The following is a 19,155-nucleotide window of genomic DNA, read 5'->3' as shown; positions in this document are numbered from 1 at the left end:
CCCGAAACCGCACATTCATTTGCGAGCCGTGGCAATGCTACATCCGCGATAGAAATCCGCCGCATATCGTCATGCGGAAACAGTCGTTAATTTTGCGTCACGCCGGTGCTATCGTCAGCGCTCGTACTGTCACTCTCCGTTGGAAACCCCATGTTCATCCTCACTTTCAAGCGCGCCCTCGGCGTGCTGCTGGCGCTCACCTTGTGCCTGTTCGCCGTCTTCTCAGCCGCCCATGCCGCCTCGCCCGCCGCTTCCTACCCCAAGGAATTCCGCATCGGCTATCAGAAAGGCAACAGCCTGGTCATCCTCAAAGCCAGCGGTGAGCTGGAAAAAGCGCTCGCGCCCAACGGCGTCACCGTCAAATGGTTCGAATTTCCCTTCGGCCCGCCGATGGTGGAAGCGCTCAACGCCGGCGACATCGATCTCGGCTTCGTCGGTTCTACACCGCCGGTTTTTGCCCAGGCCGGCGGTGCGCCCGAGATTCGCTATGTCGGTTACGCCGCTGCATATAAAGACAACTACGCCGTCGTAGTGCCAAAAGAGTCCACTGCACGCCGCATGAAAGACCTGCAAGGCAAGAAGATTGCCGTCGCCAAAGGATCCGCCGGACAATACCTGCTGCTCAAGGCGCTGGAGCAGGACGGCATGAAGCCGGACGACATCGTCTTCGCCTATCTGCAATACAGCGAAGCGCGCTCGGCCTTTGAGCGCGGGGACGTCGCCGCCTGGGTGGTGCCCGATCCGCGTCTGGCAGATATCGAACAGAACATCGGCGCCCGCCCTCTGGTGACCGCGTCCAAACTGACGCCGCAGTACAGTTTTTACGTCGCGCCGGCAAAGTTTGCCGCAAGCTATCCGGCCATTCTGCGCATCACACTCGACAAGCTCAACGACACCGAGCAATACGCCAAAGAACACGCCGACGAAACCGCACGCTTCCTCGAAAAAGACACGCGCGTACCGCTGAAAATCTGGCAGCTCGCCCTGACACGCCAGGCCTGGGGTGTCGCCTACCCGCTGCCGCCCAATATCGTCGAAGCGCAGCAGGAAGTCGCCAACACCTTCTTCCGCTACAAGCTGATTCCCAAGGCCGTGCAGGTCAAGGACGCCTCGGTCTCCGTCAAATAATTCGCTGGATAAATCTTCATGTCTACCTCCCCATCCAAACAGATGCACCTCGGCGCCTTCCTCATGTCGGTCGGCCACCATGCGGCCGGCTGGCGCTTTCCCGGCGTCGATCCGGCCAACACCATGAACTTCGCCTATTACAAGAAGCTGGCGCAGACGGCTGAAGCGGGTAAGTTCGACCTGATTTTCTTTGCTGACCGGCTGGCGATTTCCGACCGCTTCGATAATCGCTTCGACACGACCGTGCGCTACCTCGCACAAGCGCGGCCTGAACCGATCTCCTTGCTCGGCGCACTCGGTGCGATTACGGACAAGATCGGTCTGGCCGCCACCGCCTCCACGACCTACAACGAGCCGTTTTTTCTGGCGCGCGCCTTTGCCACGCTGGATCACCTCACCGGCGGCCGTATCGCGTGGAATATCGTCACCTCGACCAACGACGGCGAAGCGCTCAACTTCAGCAAGCAGGAACATCTGGAACACGAGACCCGCTACGGCCGCGCGCACGAATTCCTCGATGTCGTGACCAAATTATGGGATAGCTGGGAAGACGATGCGCTGGTGCTCGACAAGGAGAATGGCATCTACGCCGATCCCTCCAAGGTGCACTACCTGCATCACAAGGGCGACTGGTTCGGCGTGCGCGGTCCGCTCAATGTGACACGTCCGCCACAAGGGCATCCGGTATTGATTCAGGCGGGTTCGTCGGACACGGGACGAGACTTTGCTGCGCAGACGGCAGAGGTGATTTTTTCATCGCAGCCGCAGATCGCGGCTGCGCGTGAATTCCGCAACGACATCCACGCGCGCGTCCTCAAATACGGCCGTACACCCGACAGCATCAAGATCCTGCCCGGCGTCATGCCCATCATCGGCGCGACGCAGGCCGAAGCCGAAGAAAAACTACGCCATCTGGAAGATCTGGTACATCCGCTGGGCGGACTGGCGCTGCTGTCCGACAGCATGAACCATGATCTGTCCGTGTATTCGCTGGACGAACCGCTGCCTGAACTGGAAAATATTCGCGGCAATCAAAGCCGCTACAAGCTGGTGCAGGAAATGTCGAAGCGCGACAATCTGACCTTGCGCCAGCTCGGCAAACGCTTCGGCGGCAGCCGCTCGCACCGGGTGGTGGCCGGCACTGCCGAACAGATCGCCGACAACTTCGCCGAATGGTTCGGCAGCGGCGCCTGTGACGGCTTCAACCTGATGCCGGCTTACCTGCCCGAATCGCTGACCGATTTCGTCGAACAGGTCGTGCCGATCTTGCAGGAACGCGGCCTGTTCCGCCGCGAGTATGAAGGAGATACACTGCGCCAGCATCTGGGGCTGGCGCGTCCGCAGAATCGTTTTACTTAAGCCTTAGAACGTTTCCCAATCGCCGTCGCCGGCCGGTACGCCGGAAGTGCTCACCAATGCTGGCGTCCGCGCTGGTGCAGATGCGGGCGCTCGCGCAAGCTTGCGCGCCACCGGTGCTGCAATGCGTGGAGCAGAAGCAACCGCCGAAGCCACCGGTTTCGCCAGGCGCGGCGCACCGTGCGCAAAGTCTTGAGAACCAAGACGGAACACGCCCACCACCTGCGCCAGATTGGCTGACTGATCCTGCAAGGATTGCGCTGCAGCCGCAGCTTGCTCGACCAGCGCGGCGTTCTGCTGCGTCACTTCATCCATATGCGTAATGGCTTGATTGACCTGCTCGATGCCTGAGCTTTGCTCCTGGCTGGCGAAGCTGATTTCACCGACGATGTCGCTCACGCGCTTGACGCTGGCGACGACCTCGTCCATGGTACTGCCGGCCTGTTCGACCAGCTTGCTGCCCATGTCGACCTTTTCCACCGAGTCGTCAATCAGCGCCTTGATCTCTTTCGCCGCGCCGGCCGAACGCTGCGCCAGACTGCGTACTTCGCTGGCGACGACGGCAAAGCCACGGCCTTGTTCACCTGCACGGGCCGCTTCCACTGCAGCATTGAGCGCGAGAATATTGGTCTGGAAAGCGATGCCGTCAATCACGCTGATAATGTCGACGATCTTGCGCGACGATTCGCTGATCGAACCCATGGTTGTCACCACTTGCGCCACCACCGAGCCGCTATGCGTCGCGACGTCGGAGGCGGTCGCCGCCAGTTGATTGGCCTGGCGCGCGTTCTCGGCATTCTGCTTGACGGTAGAGGTCAACTGTTCCATCGTCGCGGCGGTCTCCTCCAGCGAACCGGCCTGCTGTTCCGTGCGGCTCGACAAGTCGAGGTTGCCGGTAGCGATTTCACTCGACGCGGTAGCGATGGTATCTGCACCGGTGCGCACTTCCGACACGATGTTGGTGAGGCTGCCATTCATCTCTTTCAACGCCATCAGCAACTGGCCGATCTCGTCCTGCGAGGTCACTTCGACGTGACTGCTGAGATCGCCTGCGGCGACACTCTGTGCTACCTGCACCGCGTGATTGACGGGACGCGTGATCGAACGCGTGATCCAGTACGCAAAACCGCAAGCCAGCAACACGGCCACGGCTGCCATGCTCAGCATGATGACGGTCTTGCTGTGATAGAGATCGCTGGCCTCGACGCTGCTCTTGGCCATCACGATGGAACCGCCCTTGATGAAGCCTTTGACGCGGTTGATATAATTCTGCTGATCCGTGCGCAAGGATGTCAGCAGCAACTGCGACGCATCCATGGTGGCGCCGGTGGAAGCCAGCTTGAGGAATTCCTTCTGGCCTTTTTCATACGTCTCGCGCAGTGCGGAGATCTCGCCGAAAGACTTGCGCCCCATATCGCTCGACAGCATTTGCTGGAGCGTGGCGAGATTGGCGTTGATGCCCTTTTCACCGTCTTCGATGCGCTGAATTTCCTTGAGCAAGGTATCGTGATCGTCGATCAGCAGGATGTTGCGCATGGCAATGGCGTTGTCGCTAATCTGCAGCACGATGTCGTTGGCGACCACCACTTGCGGATAGCGATTCTTCACGATCAGTTGCGTGCCGTCATGCAGCGCGCCCAGACTCTGGATGCCGAGGCCTGTAATGCCGATCAGCAGCAATACCACCAGGCCAAACGCCAGGCCAAGCCGCGCACCAAGTTTCAATTTCGTCATCTTCTTCCCCCCAAAAACAAACCGGCGCCGGGATGTCGGTCGGCGCCGGGTTGCACTACTACATTGACTGCGACTTAGAACGAGTGATGCATGCCTAAGGTCGTCACCATCTGACCGGAACCACCGGACACGCCGGTTGCACCGCCTGCCCCCGTACCGTTCATGACGGCAAACTTCGCATCGCCGCCTGCACGTTGGTACGCCACTTGCGCGTACAGCTCGGTGCGCTTCGACAAGGCATGCACGTTGCTCAGGCTGACCGTGTTCCAGCGTGCGCCTTCCAGCTTGGACAAGCTGTAGCCGACGTTCAGTGTGTCAGCCGTTGCGTAGCGCCATGCGGCACCCAGATCGAAGTTCTTTTGTTTCGGTGTCCGGCCGGTAGGCAAGGCGATCTTGACTTGCGTGTAGTCGGTGTTCAGACGCACGTTGCCGATGGTGTAACCGATACCGCCGGCCGTTGTCGTCAGGCTGTTGAAGACGGTCGCTGCAGTACCCAGGCCGACGCTCGACAGGAAAGCACCTGCATAGCCGGCGGCGCGATTGTTCAGCTTGGAATAAGCGAACGCTGCGCGCAACGGACCATTGGTGTAAGTAGCGCCGGTGCTAATGTTGCGACCGTTGCCGCTGTCGCCCGCCACTTCGCCGAAGCCGTACATCGCGCTCGCCTGAAAGCCCGACCAGGTCGGTGTGGTGTAGCGCACTGCATTGTCGGACTGGTAGGTGTTGGCCAGGCTGTCCAGGTTACCCGGGTGGAACAGGTACCAGTTGGTCAGTTGATAGCCATTGGACAGCTTGCCGACGTAGTCGAACACGATATCAGGCATGTGGCCCATCACCACCGCGCCGAAGTCGCCGGACAGGCCGACGGTGCTGTAGCGGTTGAACAGCTTGCCTGCTGTCGGCTGGCTGCCGGTGTCGGTGTAAAAGCCGGTTTCCAGCTGGAAGTTGGCCTTCAGGTTACCGCCCAAGTCTTCACTACCGCGGAAACCAATACGGTCCGGCTGCATAGTGCCCTGATCCAGGCGTGTAACGGAACCGCCGCCGAGGTTGTTGATGTATGCCACGCCTGCGTCCAGACTACCGTAGATCGTCACGTTGCTTTGGGCAAATGCGCTTGCCGCGAAGCCGGTGGCGGCGACGGCAAAGAGTACCTTCTTCATGAAAAACTCCCCTTCAATTAAGCACGGCTGACGCCGCGTTCACTGCTCTCATCTGCCCCGCGCCGATGAAAGGTGAATCCTTTAACCTGCCCAATGTCCTACTGCGAGGCCATGATCTGGCGTCGTCCGGTGCTCAAAATCCTCGTGTACCCAAGTACACTCCGGTTTTTGCGCTCCGGGCGCCACCAGCTGATGGCCTCTCGCTACGGACCTTGAACAGGTTCGCGGAGCGTTGAACCAGGCCTTTGTTTCACCCATGAATCAACGTTCCACAAAATGTTCTGGCTCAAAAAAATGCCCGGCGCTTGCGCGGGCATTTCTAAGCACTACATAGAGGTGTCGAGAAAGTATCGATAGCAAGGCGCGCCGACGCAGACAGTGCGAATGCACGGCAAGTTGGCGCAACACGGCTAGCGATGCTTTATCGGAAGCTCCTTATAAATCGAGTACCAGGCGGCGTCCTTTACAGCCGGAGACGCACACCATCATCATCTTGTTCGAGGCTTTTTCTGCCTTGCTCAGCACGCCGTCGCGATGTTCCGGCTCACCTTCCAACACCTTGGTTTCGCAGGCGCCGCAGACGCCTTCGCGGCAGCTGTGGTCGACATCGAGACCGGCATCCAGCAGCGCATCCAGCAAGGATTTACCAGCCGGTACCGTGACCGACTTTTTGCTGCGCGCCAGTTCGGCGACGTATTCATCGCCTTGCACAGCTTCAACGTTTTCGGCGGCGGCGAAACGCTCGATGTGCACGTTGGGCAGATCGAGTTCGGCGCAGATTGCTTCGAAGGCGTTGAGCATCGGCGTCGGGCCGCAGCAGTAGAAATGCGCGTCCTTCGGCTTGCTCGCGAGGAAGGCGCGCAGGTCCGGCGGGCCGCCTTTCTCGGCGTCGAAGTGGCTGTTTACGTCCGACTGTTGCAACAGCTCGTTGGCAAAAGCTGCCTCTGCACGTGAGCGCGCGCAATACAGCAGCTCGGCCGACTTGCCTTTGCCGCGCAGGTAATTGAGCATGCAAGAGATCGGCGTGATGCCGATACCGCCGGCGACCAGCACCGAATGCGCGGCGCTCTCGTCAACCGGGAAGTTGTTGCGCGGCGCGGAAATCGTCAACGTCGCTCCGACACGCAATTGCTCGTGCACATAGCGCGAACCACCACGGCTGTTACGGTCGTTGAGCACGCCGACCACATAGCGATGACGTTCGGCCGGCGCGTTCAACAAGGAATAACTGCGCACGATGCCGTTGGCCAGATGCAGGTCGATGTGCGAACCGGCTTCGAAGACAGGCAACTCCACGCCTTCAGGCGACATCAGCTCGACGCTGACGATGCCCTGCGCTTCAAAACGCATGGCCTGGACACGGACGGAAAGAAGAGAGCTGCTCATACTGAACCTATCGAATTTATTAATTCACTGCTTGCTGCAAATCGATGTCGAGCCGCGCGAATGCATCGATCTCGACCGTCAATTCTGGAAACACCAGGCCGCTGACTTCCACCAGCGTCGAACATGGGAAAGGACATGGCTGCGGCGCGGCGAAGAAATCGCGGCGCGCACGGCCGACTTCATCCTTGTCCGCGATGTCCTTCACATAAATCACCAGCTTGTAGATGCTGCCCAATGTGCCGCCGGCCGCTTCCACCAGATCGCGCACCTTGCCCAGCACCACCAGCGTCTGCTCATAAGTCGATAGAACGCTGTTGCGCGAAGCCGGATGCGCGGTCATGCCCGACATGGAAATCTCATTGCCGATCACCAGGCAATTCGACCACGTCGCCGTGGCCAGCTCGGCCACCTTGTCGGTCTTGATATGCTTCACGTTCTGCATCTGGACTGTGGTCATCGACTTATGCGGCCTTTGCTGATTTGCTTTCCTGCGCGGCTTCTTCCTTCGCCAGTTGTTCCTTGGCGAGGTTGCGCATGTGACGACGCAAGCGGACGATGCCCATGTCGTGCTGGTACAGCATTTCGCGCTGGTTGGCGTCCGGCTCCATCACTTCCAGCACGGCACGGTCTTGCTCCAGCACGTTCCAGTGACGCGCTTCCAGACGATTGCGATAAAGGAAGCGCCAGGTGTCTTTTTGCCAGCCGGTCAGCTTGCGGCAACGCCAGTGGAAGACGGCGGCGATGTTGTCGACGATAGGCGTATAGCTACCAACAATGACGAAGCTGCCGCCCGGGCCGCCGGTCTTCGGATACGGGATCGCCAGACGCATCCAGTGCAAATCGGTGTCGGCCCATTCGGTCCAGTCGAAGTTGACGTCGCGCTGGCCTTCTTTTTCGAACACGAAACCGATATCGGTTTCGCGGATGCCGAACGAGGCGGTGTTGTCGCCTTCAGCCATCGAGTGCGATTGCTTGTGCAGGAAAGTGCCATGCATCGGATCCATGACGTTATCCAGCACGTAGCGGTAGTCGCCCTTCCATTCGGTGTAGCACAGGAAGTTGGAATACTCGGGGCTGGTCAGTTCTTCCGGCAGACGCAGCGGCGGCGGTTCGGCGATATCGCTGCTGGCATTGAACAGGAAGATCGCGCCGCAGGCTTCGGTGACGTGATACGAACGGGTGGCTTTTGCCCCTTCCAGTTTGCAGCCAGGACTGCCGGGCACGCTCATGACGACGCCGTCAAAACGCACTTGCACGCCGTGGTAGCCGCAGGCGATGCGGTCGCCCATGGCGATACCCATCGACAGCGGTGCGCCGCGGTGCGGACAGTGATCTTCCAGCGCGTGCAGGGCGCCGTTGGCTTCACGCCAGAGGACAAACTTCTTGCCCAGACGGCGCAGCGACACAGGGCGCTCGGCGACGAATTCGGATGGGCAAATCGGGTACCACAAATCTTTCAATCCAACGGCGAGGACCGCATCGACCGGATCATTGGCTGTCGTTCTCATTGACTATTCTCCTGAGGGTAAGCGGACTGTCGGCTTAGGCAGCCAGACGCGCGATTTCCTGTTGATAATTTTCTTCCGTCCAGACGCCGTTGTTGTACGGGCAGCCGGGGCCGGTGCGATTCAGATGCGCGACCAGCGCCGCCAGCTCGGTGATGCCCGAACCATAGGCACGCTCGATGGAATCGCCCAGCAGATCTTCATACTGGGTCGGCGCACGACGACGCGCCTGATGGGGATTGAGATAAACCTCTGGGACTGTTGCAACCATTATTGGCCTCCATTCTTGACGCGCTCGCGGATACGCTCACGCACAGGTACAAAATCGTAAGTCGGGTAGCATTCCGTGCGGAACACACCCCAGGCGGAGCGTTCCAGCTCCACGTTCACCAGCGGCAGCAAGGCCGGCGGCAGTTCCAGCGTGACAATCTGACCCAGGCCCATGGCCACGGTCCACGACACCACGCGCGTGCCTTCGACGGGAAACCGATCCCACCAGCCGACCTTCTTCATGTGCGCCTGGATGTCTTCCAGATTCTTCGACTGATCGTGCTTGAGCAGCACGGTCAGCAGCATCAGCTCAGACTTGTTTTCGGAATCACTCATGGCTCAGCCCCTCAGACCGTTTCGGCTTCGAGCGGAATAGCCCAGGCGTCGTAGCCGTACACCCAATCCGCATTGCCGCCTTCACGCAGCCAGTTGTTGCCGCGCGAACCGATCTGGATTTTGCTGGTGCGTTCCAGGCGCAGTTCCTGATAGGTTTTCAGCGCCTCATCGATGCCGTCGACGGTCGTCACTTTTTCCAGGCAACGCGCCAGCACCACGGCGTCTTCAATCGCCATACCCGCGCCTTGCGCCATGAACGGCATCATCGGATGGCTGGCGTCGCCGAGCAATGTCATGTGGCCCTTGGACCAGTGCGGCAACGGATCGCGCTCGTACAGCGCGGTCTTCAATACTTCATCGCAGGCGTCCAGCAGTGCAGTGGCGTCGGGATGGAAACCGGCGTAGCTGTCGCGCAGTTCCTGCACGCTGCCCGGCGTGGTCCACGATTCGAGATGCCAGGTTTCTTGCGCGGTGGTGGCGAAGATGAAAATGTCCTTGCCGCAGTTGAGCGGGAAGGTGACGATCTGACTCTCCGGATTCGGGCCCCACCATTTGGTGAAGGCTTGCAGGTTCGGCACCTGCGCCACGCTGTCGGCCGGGATCACGGCGCGGAAGGCGACCACGCCGGTGAAGCGCGGGCTTTCCTTGCCGAACATGGCGCTGCGCACGGCGGAGTGGATGCCGTCGCCACCGATCAGCACGTCGACCTTGTCGGTGGTGCCGTCGGTGAAGCTCAGTGTGATGCCTTGTGCGTCTTCAACAATCGCTTCGGCACGCTTGGCGAATTGCACGCGTTCGGCCGGGAAGACTTCCGCCAACGCCGCCAGCAAGTCGGCGCGATGGATGGTCAGTTGCGGTGCGCCGTATTTCTTTTCGGCGGTGTCGCCCATTTCCAGACGCGAGGTTTCTTCGCCGCTGTCCCAGGTACGGCTGATACGATGGGTCGGGCGCGCAGCGGTGCGGCGTACAGCATCCGCGATGCCAAGGCCGTCGAGTGCACGCACGGCATTTGGTGTGAGATTGATGTCGGCGCCGACGCGCAGGAATTGCTTGGACTGCTCGTACACGACCACGTCATGGCCGGCGCGATACAGCGCTATGGCGGCAGTCAGACCACCAATGCCCGCGCCGAGAATACCGATTTTGAAAGAAGACATCTGGCTTGCTCCAATTACTTGTTACTTGTGTGTCGGTTGACGGTCGGTCAGAAATTTTCCTGTCGGCCCTTGCGCATTCTTTTGACGGCGAGTGTTGCCATCGATGCCGCCGTCGATCGCCCATTCGGCAAACACTGTCGGACCCGGTTCGAAATCACGCGGCTCCCAGTCGGCGTCGAGCTGGTCTTCATCGGCGTAGTACTCGATCAGGCCGCCGGCAGGGTTTTTGAAGTACCAGAAATACGCCGACGAGATCGGATGACGACCCGGGCCCAGTTGCGTGTCCCAGCCCTTGCGCGACATGTGCATGCCGCCGCCGAAAACTTCGTGAATATCGCGTACGGTGAAGGCAACGTGGTTCAGGCCCGAACGTGCTTCCGGCGGTTGCAGCAGGAAGATGTCGTGGTGGCCGCCGACGTCAGCGCAACGCAGGAAAGCGCCGCGTTCCGGATAGCGGTCGGACGGTACGAAGCCGAAGTTCTCGCAGTAGAATTTTTCGCAGGCCTTGACGTCCTTGACGAAGAACACGACGTGGCCGACTTCGATCGGCGAGGCGTGGTCGTACACGGGGCTGCGCTGGTTGATACGGTTCTTTTCATTCCAGGTGTTCATGGTCGCGCACTCGACTTGCACGTCGCGCTTTTGCGAAACCTGAAAGCGCACGGCCAGGCCGTTCGGATCGGTACAGCCGACGCGCTTGCCATCATTGATGTAGCCCGGCAGTTCCTTGATGCGTTCTGCGAATTTCGGCAGCACGTCTGCCGACGACACGCCCCACACCACTTCACGCAAGGTCGGACCGGCTTCGATGGCCGGCGGCAAGGTCGGATCAGCGCTGTTGCGCACGATTACGCGGCAACCGTTTTGCGATTCGAACACCAACGCCTCGGCGCTCTCTTGCGCCAGCGTCATGCCCCAGTCGAGGAAGAACTGACGGCAAGCGGGCATGTCGTCCGCGCCGTAGGTGATTTCGTCGATTCCTAATACATCCATTTCTTACTCCTTGTTGCCACCCGACGCATGCTTCACGGTCGCGGCGGCGATTAACGCAATTAACGCGTTTAACGCATTTAACTTAGCCGGCCCACGGCAGCGGGTTCTCATTCAATCCCCAATACATGCTCTTCTGCTCCATGTATTGCAGGATGCCGAGGCGGCCTTTCTCGCGTCCCAGTCCGCTGTCGCGCCAGCCGCCGAATGGCGTCGAAATCGAGAACTGCTTGTAGGTGTTGATCCACACATTGCCGGCTTGCACCGCACGGCCGAAACGCCATGCCTTCTTGTAGTCACGCGTCCAGATGCCGGCTGCCAATGCGTACACGCTGTCGTTGGCTTGTGCGATCAAATCTTCTTCATTGTCGAACGGCATCGCCACCAGCACCGGTCCAAAAATCTCTTCCTGGCAGATGCGCTGATCGTTGGTGACGCCTTCGATGATGGTCGGCGAGTAGTAGTAACCGCGCGCAAACTGATCGCCTGCAAGACGCGTACCACCGGTGCGGATACGGCCGCCATCAGCGACACCGATGGAGACGTAGGATTCGATGCCTTCGCGATGGCGCGCAGTGATCAGCGGGCCCATTTGCGTGCGTTCATCAGCCGGATCGCCGACGCGCAATGCTGCCGCGCCCGCGGCCAGACGTTCCATGAAACTGTCGTAAATGCTACGCGCCACGAACAGGCGCGAACCGGCGATACAGGATTCGCCCGAGCTGCTGAAAATGCCGTACAGCACACCGGCCACGGCGTGGTCGATGTCGGCGTCTTCGAACACCATGGTCGGCGACTTGCCGCCCAGTTCCAGCGAGACCGGCATCATCTTGTCGGCGGCGATATGGGCGATGTGCTTACCGGTGGTGGTGCCGCCGGTGAAGGACACGCGCTTGACCAGCGGATGCAGCGTGATGGCGTCGCCGATCACGGAGCCTTTGCCGGGCAGCACGCTGATGAGGCCTTTCGGCACACCGGCTTCTTCGCAGATCTTTGCCAGTTCCAGCGCCATCAGCGGCGTGACTTCGGCAGGCTTGACCACCACGGCATTGCCGGCGGCCAGTGCCGGCGCCATCTTTTGCGCTTCGCTGGCGATCGGCGAATTCCATGGTGTGATGGCCGCGACCACACCCATGGCTTCGTAGACGCTCATGGTCAGGTTGTCGCCGCGCATCGGGGTAATGGTTTCTTCCAATGTTTCGCAAGCAGCGGCGAAAAATTGAAACGTTGCAGCAGCGCTACCAACCAGATTGCGTGTCTCGGTGATCGGCTTGCCGTTGTCGAGACGCTGACGTTGCGCCAATGCTTCGCCGCGTTCGCGGATCAGTTGGGCGACGCGGTACAGGACGATGGCGCGCTCATGCGGTTTCTTTTGCGCCCAGCCGCTGGTGCGGAAGGCCTTGTCGGCGCCGACGATGGCTTCTTCGACATCGGCCACGCTGGCGGCATTCAGATACGCCACCGCTTCGCCGGTAGCCGGGTACAGCGTGGCGTAGCGATCGCCGCCGCCCAGACGCCATTCACCCGCGATACAGATTGGCAATGAGATCGGCGATGTTTCGTTGAGATTCAGTTCGGTCATGATTTGTGGTTCACATCACTTAAATGGACAGTGCATGTGCACGATTACCGAGCGCACGCACCACACTGAATACGGTCAGCGCCGAGGTCTTCGGATTGGCGGCCAACGGCTTGCCGCGCATGGTCAGCTCGAAGCCGCCGAACTCGCCCTTGGCTTCGACGTGATGCACGTTTTCCGTTACACCCGGGTCGGCGTACAGACGCACTTGCGTGTGATCGAGGCCGAGACCGGCCAGCGACAAGGTCGCAGCGACGTTGGCGTTCTTCGGATACAAACGCGCGGCTTCGCGTGCAGTGCCTTCAAAGATCACCGTCGCAACCGTGAGATTGGCGAGGTCGAAAGGACCGTCGGCCGGCGTGTCTTTCCATGCGTTAGGCGGCTTGCGGCCGGTGTAGACCACCGAGTCCAGACCGCCGACGCGTGCAGCCGATAAAGCGTCGATGGCACCGATGGCGCCCGACAGCAATTGCACCTGGGTCTTGCCTTCGCGTGCCGCGGCTTCCAGCTTTTCGACCAGACCGGGTTCCGACAGCGCGCCGATGGACACCACCATGCAGGGGATGCCGCGCAGCAGCGCCGGGATGATGTGCTCTTCAATCGCGTGATGGCCGGCGCATTCGATCAGCAGATCGGGGCGATCATCACCGAGACGGGTCTCGACGCGGGCCTTGGGAGCCAGCGACGACACCACGGTGCGGGCGTTCGCCATGTTCGCTTCCGGAACGATGACGACATCGAAGGCGACTTCCGGATCGCTTTTCAGCAGCTCCATCACGCCGACGCCGATGGCGCCACAACCGATCATCGAAACATGCAACATGGGTTTCTCCTCAGTCTCTTCAGACTGCTGCAGCTGTAACTGTAGCTGCGGCAGTTTTGGTCGTGGCGATGGAAGCGGCTGCGGCTTCAGCCGCGGCTTTTTCCGTCACCGGCGGGCCCGCAAAAGCGGTCTTGAAGCTACCGATGGTCAGCATGTCGATTTCCAACAGGAAAGGACCGGACTCGGACAAGGCGTTCTTCAGTGCGCCTTCGACATCGGCCAGGTTGCTGACGCGGGCGTGGCGCAGGCTCAGTGCTTGCGACAGTTGTGCGTAGTCCGGCGTATGCAGGTCGACATAGTGGCGGCGGCCACCGTATTGCACGTCCTGAATGTTCTTGATGACGCCGTAACCCTTGTCGTTCATCAGCACGATGATCATGTCGGCCTTCTCTTGCACGGCAGTCGCCAGCTCACCCAAGTTGAGGATGAAGCCGCCGTCGCCGGCCAGGGTGAAGGTCTTCTTGCCCGATGCGGTTACCGCTGCGCCGATGGCAGCGCCGATGCCCATTGCCAGACCCTGGCCGATACCGCCGCCGAGTGCGTGAACGCCGGCCAGCGGATCAAAAATACGCAGGTAGCGATTGCCCCAGGTGCTGTTCGACACCGTGACGTCGCGCACCCAGTTGAACTTGCGGCCGGCGGCTTTTTGTACTTGCTCCACCAGCGCGCTGTAAGGGCCCAGACCATCGATCAAACCGGCAACAGCGGTGTCGCGTGCCTTTTGCAGGTCGCCCATGAAAGCCGGATCGATCTGGATGGCGCTCTTGCGTTTTTCGAGACGATCGGCCAGCCCTTCCAGTGCCAATGCAGCATCACCGCAGACGAAGTGGTCGCTGTTGTAGCAGCGGCCTTCCGCCGATGGATCGGCGTCGATGCGGTACAGCGGACGCGGCAGTTTCAGTTCGTATTTCAGTGTTTCGTTACCGCGCAGGCGCGAACCGATCACGACGACAGCGTCGCAGGTCTGGTAAAAATTCTCGACCGGCTTGTGCAGGTTGAAGGCACCCAGCGAACGTGCGTCGTCTTCCGCGACGATGCCGCGGCCTTGCGTGCTGGTGACCACGCCGAAACCGAGGTCCAGCAGACGTTGCACTTGCTTGCTTGCCTTGCGCGCACCGCCGCCCAGCCACAGCAGCGGACGCTTGGCTTTGAGCAGACGCTCGGCCAGTTCATCGAGTGCGAGTTCGGAAGGCGCTTGCACGGCGATCGGCAAGGGACGCAGATCGGACGGCATCGGGATCAGTGCAGCCTGGATGTCGATAGGAATCTCGACGCTGACCGGGCCCATCGGCGGCGTCAGTGCGGTCTGCACGGCCAGCTTGATGGTGCTGACGGCGGTCTCGGTGCTGCGAATACGGAAAGCGGCCTTGGAGATCGCTTTGAGCATCGACAGTTGATCCGGCGCTTCGTGGATGTAGGCCAGGCTTTGATCGAGGTAAGGCGTTTCGATCTGGCCGGTCAGGTGCAGCAGCGGCGTGCCGGCGGTCAGTGCTTCGACCATGGCGCCGGCGGCGTTGCCGGCGGCGGTGCCGGTAGAGGTCAGGCAAACGCCCAGACCGCCGGTGGTGCGTGCATACGAGTCGGCCATGTTGGCGCCGCCGGCTTCGCCGCGTGCCGGGATGAAACGGATCTTGCCGCGCTCGCCGAAGGCGTCGAGGATAGGCATGTTATGGATCGAGATCACACCGAATGCCGCCTTGACGTTGCATTGCTCGAGAAAGGCGGCGATGGCGCAGCCGACGGTGACTTGTTCTACGGGTTGATTTTGCTTAGGCATGGCGGGAAAGTCCTCCTGAAACATCGATGTGGCTGCCTGTTGTGTACGAAGAAAGCGGCGTCGCGAGAAAAACGATCGCGCGGGCGGCTTCCTGTGGATGACCTAGACGGCCGAGTTGAATATTCTTTTTTTGCGCCAGCGCCTGGGTCCATTGTTCCCAGCTCAGGTCGCGATCCGCACCGGTGCGGGCTTCGAAGCGACGGCGCCATTGGCCGGATTCCACCAGACCGATGAGGATGCCGTTGACGCGAATTTTGTGTGTGCTGAATTCCGTGGCCAGCGAGCGCACCAGATTGTGGATGCCGGCGCGGGCGGCGGAAGTCGCCACCATATGCGGCTCCGGCTGGATCGCCAGCAGCGAGTTGACGCAGACCACAGCGGCTTCGCCATGCGCAGCGCTCATGCGTTGCAGTTGCGGCTGGAAGGCACGGGTCGGATAAATCACCGAGAAAAATTTAAGGCGCAGCTCTTCAGTCCAGGCTGCATCTTCCGTATCGGCGAAGGTCGACACACGACCCTGACCGGCATTGTTGACCAGCATAGCGACCGCACCGAGCTTCTCTTCCACGGCGGCGGCAAAGGCTTGCACCTGCTCTTGCGACAACACGTCGCAGACGGACGAAAACAATTTTGCGGCAGGGAAGCGCGCGCGCAGTTGCGCTTCCACCTGTTGCAGACGTTCCTGGTTGCGGCCGCAGAAGGCGACCGCTGCGCCGGCTTCGAGCAACAGCTCGACAGTTGCCAGGCCGATGCCCGAAGAGCCGCCCGTCACGACGGCGACTTTGCCTTCGAGTTGAATCATGCTCATTGCTGTTACTCCCGCCACATGTTGACGACCTTGCCGGATTTCTCAGGCGCATGGTCAAGCAGACGCGCCAGTTCGCCGGCGGTGTCGCGCACCTTGAGCACGATCTGGTCGAGCTGGTCGGTGTCGATATGCGGCGATGGAATCGTCGCGCCCATTGCGGCCACCACCTTGCCCGAGTGATCGCGCACCGGTGCGGCGATGGTGGAGATGCTGGTTTCGAAGAAACCTTCTTGCAGCACATAACCACGCATCTTGTCGTTCTGCACCATGTCGAACAGCTCGACCACGGTCTTCGGTGTATTGCTGGAGAAAACTTCCAGGTGTTCTTCCGGATACAGTTCGCGCAGTTCGGCCAGGGTCAGGTCTTCCAGCAGGACGCGGCCGAGCACGGTAGCGTGTGCAGGCAGACGGGTGCCGACGTTGACGTGGCTGGCGAAGGCGGTTTGCGTAACCGACTTGGCGACATAAACAATCGAGCGGCCATCGCGCACCACCAGGTTGCAGGAGTAGCCGATTTCGTCGCGCAGGCGCTCCAGCAGCGGGCGGCCGATTTCAGTCAGTTCCAGCGAGGCCAGGTATTCAAAGCCGAGTCGCAGCACGGCCATGCCGAGGCGATAGTCGCGGCCGCCGTCGTTACGTTCGACGAAGCCCATGCGTTCGAGCGTGGTCAGCAGGCGGAACACGGTGGAGCGCGGCACGTCGAGACGGCGCGCCAGTTCCGGCGCCGACAGGGTCTTGTCCTGACGGCTGAATTCACACAGCAGGCGCAGGCCGCGTTCCAGGCCTGGTACGAGGTACTTCTCTTGCGATTCGTCTTCTGGCAGCACAGGTTTGTTCATGATCTTTTTTAGTTAAGTTTATAAAGGTGACCGCTGAGTTGGTGACGTATGGCTGCTGCTACCGCTCCCGGTTGCTCGATGTAGCAGGCGTGGCCCGCATTGTCGATCACGTGGAACGGCAAATTCAAATTCCAGGCCAGTTCGCGGCTGTCGTCCGGCGTGGTGACCACGTCTTCAGCGCCACAGTAGACTGTTGCCGGCACGTCGCCGAGGCTGTCGCGCGGCGCATAAGCACGCAGATGGTCGCCGCACAGCATGTGCACCGCCTGCGTGTAACCGACCGGGTTGAGCCATTGGATATTCCAGCGCACCCAGGCGCGTTCCGCATCGCCGGCCTGCGCCGACAGCATGCGCGCCGGGCTGCGCTCGGCCATGCCTTCGACGCCGATGGTGCGCAGTACATCGAGACGCTCTTGCGCAATCTTCAGGCCGCGTTCGCGCTTGGCCTCGCTGCCGTAGCCTTGCGCCGGACTGATCAGCAGCAGGCGCGACGCACGCTTGTAGCCTTTGCCGACATAGGCCGATGCCATCATGGCGCCGAGCGAATGACCGACCAGCACGCAGTTGGTGATGCCCAGCGCTTCCAGGAACTGCTCCAGACGCTCGGCATAATCGGCGGCCGTCGGCTGCATGTGCGGCAGCGACGTCGAGCGGCCGTAACCCGGTGCATTCCAGGCGATCACCTGGGCATCTTGCTCAAGACGCAACGCGCATTGCAACCACGATGCCGCGCCCGAACTGATGCCGTGCAACAGCACGATGACCGGGCCGCGTCCGCAGGAGCGGTAGGACACAATCTTGCCGTTGCCGATATCGACGGTACTTTCGGAAAAGCGCCCTTCGAGCAGGCTCAGCGAGTCCCTGAGCGTTTCGGCGCAAGTGACGGAAGCGGGTGCGTGCGGAGTCATGGCTGGTCTCTTTGTGCTTGCTTAGCTTGCTTAACCGCGCTTGATCGAAGCCAGCGGATGTTCCGGCGGATAGGTCGGCGTGATCGGCTTCTTCGCGCCCAGCATCACGCACATCAGCGCGTCTTCATCGCCGATGTTGATTTCTTCGCGGTACACGCCCGGCGGAATCGAGACAACGTCGCGGTCAGTCAGGATGGTTTCGAAACGTTCGCCGTCTTTTTCCAGCACCAGCTTGAGTTTGCCGCGCAACACGAAGAACACTTCTTCGACGTCGATGTGCAGATGCGGAGGACCTTCGTGACCGGCCGGAATGATCATGGTCGAGAAGGTGAAATGTTCCGAAGGAATCACGTTGGTGTCGACTGCAACGCCGGTGCCGCCGGTACCGATGTAGCGCATTTGCGCGCGGCGGTATTTCGGATCGTAGTCAGCCTGAAACTTCAGCGCATCCCAGTCGTACTTGCGGGTGGACAGGCGTGCCACGCGCGATTCCATCCAGTCGCCGAAGCTGCTGCCTTCAGGTTGATCCCAGCTGCGCTTGACGTTGTTTTGCTCAGACATATCGGTCATTCTTTTCTCCTTGGTAGGTCAGGAAACGTAATCGGTTGTAATCGGTTTTGATTCAGTTCATCACGAAGCCGCCGTTGACGGCCATGACTTGCCCTGTGTAAAACCGGGATAAATCGGACAAGGCAAACACCACAGCGCCGCAGACGTCTTCCGGCAACTGGTCGCGCTGAATGGCGCGGCGGTCGTGGTAAGTCTGGTGGCGTTCTTTCGGTACGTATTCGGTGGCTTCGACCAGCGTCAGGCCGGGTGCGACGGCGTTGACGGTGATGTTGTCGCCGCCCAGTTCGCGCGCCAGCGAACGTGTCATGCCGATCACCGCGCTCTTGCTGGCGACATAGGCCAGCAGGTTGGTGGCACCCCACAGCGGCGTGTCGGACGACAGATTGACGACGCTGCCGCGGCCTGACTGGCGCAATGCCGGCAGGCAGGCGTTGGTCATGAGCCAGGTGCCGCGCACATTGACGTCCATGACCTTGTCCCACATCTCGATGGACAGTTGCTCGCTAGTCTTGCCGCCCGAATTGGTGATCGCTGCGTTGTTGACCAGACCGTCGAGACCGCCGAGCCATTGCGTTGCTTCTTTAGCGCAGGCGTCGATGGACAGCGGGTCGGCCAGGTCGACGATGAAGCCGGCGACTTTCAGGCCACGCTTTTGCAGGTCGGCGACCGCGCCTTGCAAGGTGTCTTGCAGGATGTCGGCCATGGCCACGCTGGCGCCGGCTTGCGCCACCGCAGTGGCGAAGGCCAGACCCAGGCCGCGTGCCGCCCCGGTGATCAGGATGCGGCGACCGGCCAGTAGCTGATGAGATAGTTGCGGTGAAGGGGTCAT

Annotated in this window: 19 protein-coding genes; 2 read left to right on the top strand and 17 right to left on the bottom strand. The window is 60.7% G+C overall.

Annotated elements, in window-relative coordinates; translation table 11 throughout:
* Positions 1–150: 150 nt before the first annotated feature.
* Positions 151–1,128 carry an aliphatic sulfonate ABC transporter substrate-binding protein gene (locus PQR63_RS02445; protein ID WP_408165325.1) on the top strand — a complete coding sequence of 326 codons (978 nt, stop codon included), beginning with the start codon at positions 151–153 and terminating at the stop codon, positions 1,126–1,128.
* Between the two features lie 18 nt (positions 1,129–1,146).
* Positions 1,147–2,487, top strand: coding sequence for an LLM class flavin-dependent oxidoreductase (locus PQR63_RS02440; RefSeq protein WP_408165323.1), 1,341 nt, complete (start codon positions 1,147–1,149; stop codon positions 2,485–2,487).
* A gap of 3 nt (positions 2,488–2,490) precedes the next feature.
* Here PQR63_RS02440 and PQR63_RS02435 read toward each other — a convergent pair whose 3' ends face one another.
* The 17 genes from PQR63_RS02435 to PQR63_RS02355 all read right to left on the bottom strand — a co-directional run bounded on the left by PQR63_RS02435 (position 2,491) and on the right by PQR63_RS02355 (position 19,155).
* Entirely contained in the window at positions 2,491–4,218 is a 1,728-nt protein-coding gene (locus PQR63_RS02435; RefSeq protein WP_408165321.1) for a methyl-accepting chemotaxis protein, read from the bottom strand.
* A gap of 74 nt (positions 4,219–4,292) precedes the next feature.
* Positions 4,293–5,378 carry a porin gene (locus PQR63_RS02430; protein ID WP_408165320.1) on the bottom strand — a complete coding sequence of 362 codons (1,086 nt, stop codon included), beginning with the start codon at positions 5,376–5,378 and terminating at the stop codon, positions 4,293–4,295.
* A 435-nt stretch (positions 5,379–5,813) separates the two neighbouring features.
* The gene (locus PQR63_RS02425) at positions 5,814–6,764 is read right to left on the bottom strand and encodes a PDR/VanB family oxidoreductase (protein ID WP_408165318.1); all 951 of its coding nucleotides are present in this window, start codon (positions 6,762–6,764) and stop codon (positions 5,814–5,816) included.
* A gap of 19 nt (positions 6,765–6,783) precedes the next feature.
* Positions 6,784–7,221, bottom strand: coding sequence for a RidA family protein (locus PQR63_RS02420; protein ID WP_408165317.1), 438 nt, complete (start codon positions 7,219–7,221; stop codon positions 6,784–6,786).
* Positions 7,222–7,225: 4 nt separating this feature from the next.
* Positions 7,226–8,272 (bottom strand): Rieske 2Fe-2S domain-containing protein, encoded by a 1,047-nt coding sequence (locus PQR63_RS02415; protein WP_408165316.1) that lies wholly within the window; start codon positions 8,270–8,272, stop codon positions 7,226–7,228.
* Positions 8,273–8,306: 34 nt separating this feature from the next.
* Positions 8,307–8,540 (bottom strand): recombinase-like helix-turn-helix domain-containing protein, encoded by a 234-nt coding sequence (locus PQR63_RS02410; RefSeq protein ID WP_408165314.1) that lies wholly within the window; start codon positions 8,538–8,540, stop codon positions 8,307–8,309.
* On the bottom strand, positions 8,540–8,875 hold the full coding sequence (locus PQR63_RS02405; RefSeq protein WP_408165312.1) for a hypothetical protein: 336 nt from the start codon (positions 8,873–8,875) through the stop codon (positions 8,540–8,542). Before PQR63_RS02405 ends, PQR63_RS02410 begins: the two co-directional genes overlap by 1 nt.
* 11 nt (positions 8,876–8,886) lie before the next feature.
* Positions 8,887–10,032 (bottom strand): FAD-dependent monooxygenase, encoded by a 1,146-nt coding sequence (locus PQR63_RS02400; RefSeq protein WP_408165310.1) that lies wholly within the window; start codon positions 10,030–10,032, stop codon positions 8,887–8,889.
* A gap of 21 nt (positions 10,033–10,053) precedes the next feature.
* Entirely contained in the window at positions 10,054–11,025 is a 972-nt protein-coding gene (locus tag PQR63_RS02395; protein ID WP_408165308.1) for a VOC family protein, read from the bottom strand.
* Positions 11,026–11,107: 82 nt separating this feature from the next.
* Positions 11,108–12,604, bottom strand: a complete 1,497-nt coding sequence (locus PQR63_RS02390) for an aldehyde dehydrogenase (RefSeq protein ID WP_408165306.1) — start codon at positions 12,602–12,604, stop codon at positions 11,108–11,110.
* A 19-nt stretch (positions 12,605–12,623) separates the two neighbouring features.
* Positions 12,624–13,424, bottom strand: coding sequence for an aspartate dehydrogenase (locus tag PQR63_RS02385; RefSeq protein WP_408165304.1), 801 nt, complete (start codon positions 13,422–13,424; stop codon positions 12,624–12,626).
* A gap of 19 nt (positions 13,425–13,443) precedes the next feature.
* Entirely contained in the window at positions 13,444–15,201 is a 1,758-nt protein-coding gene (locus PQR63_RS02380; RefSeq protein ID WP_408165303.1) for a thiamine pyrophosphate-binding protein, read from the bottom strand.
* The gene (locus tag PQR63_RS02375; RefSeq protein ID WP_408165301.1) at positions 15,194–16,009 is read right to left on the bottom strand and encodes an SDR family oxidoreductase; all 816 of its coding nucleotides are present in this window, start codon (positions 16,007–16,009) and stop codon (positions 15,194–15,196) included. Before PQR63_RS02375 ends, PQR63_RS02380 begins: the two co-directional genes overlap by 8 nt.
* A 5-nt stretch (positions 16,010–16,014) precedes the next feature.
* Positions 16,015–16,848, bottom strand: coding sequence for an IclR family transcriptional regulator (locus PQR63_RS02370; RefSeq protein WP_408165299.1), 834 nt, complete (start codon positions 16,846–16,848; stop codon positions 16,015–16,017).
* A gap of 8 nt (positions 16,849–16,856) precedes the next feature.
* Positions 16,857–17,756, bottom strand: a complete 900-nt coding sequence (locus PQR63_RS02365; protein WP_408165297.1) for an alpha/beta fold hydrolase — start codon at positions 17,754–17,756, stop codon at positions 16,857–16,859.
* A 30-nt stretch (positions 17,757–17,786) separates the two neighbouring features.
* Complete coding sequence (locus PQR63_RS02360; protein WP_408165295.1) at positions 17,787–18,326, bottom strand: cupin domain-containing protein; 540 nt, start codon at positions 18,324–18,326, stop codon at positions 17,787–17,789.
* 52 nt (positions 18,327–18,378) lie between these two features.
* Entirely contained in the window at positions 18,379–19,155 is a 777-nt protein-coding gene (locus PQR63_RS02355) for an SDR family oxidoreductase (protein ID WP_408165293.1), read from the bottom strand.

The sequence above is a fragment of the Herbaspirillum rhizosphaerae genome (assembly GCF_046025915.1).
Lineage (GTDB): Bacteria > Pseudomonadota > Gammaproteobacteria > Burkholderiales > Burkholderiaceae_D > Herbaspirillum > Herbaspirillum rhizosphaerae_A.
The sequence above is the reverse complement of the archived record's forward strand: the minus strand, read 5'-3'. Positions and strand labels throughout refer to the sequence as shown.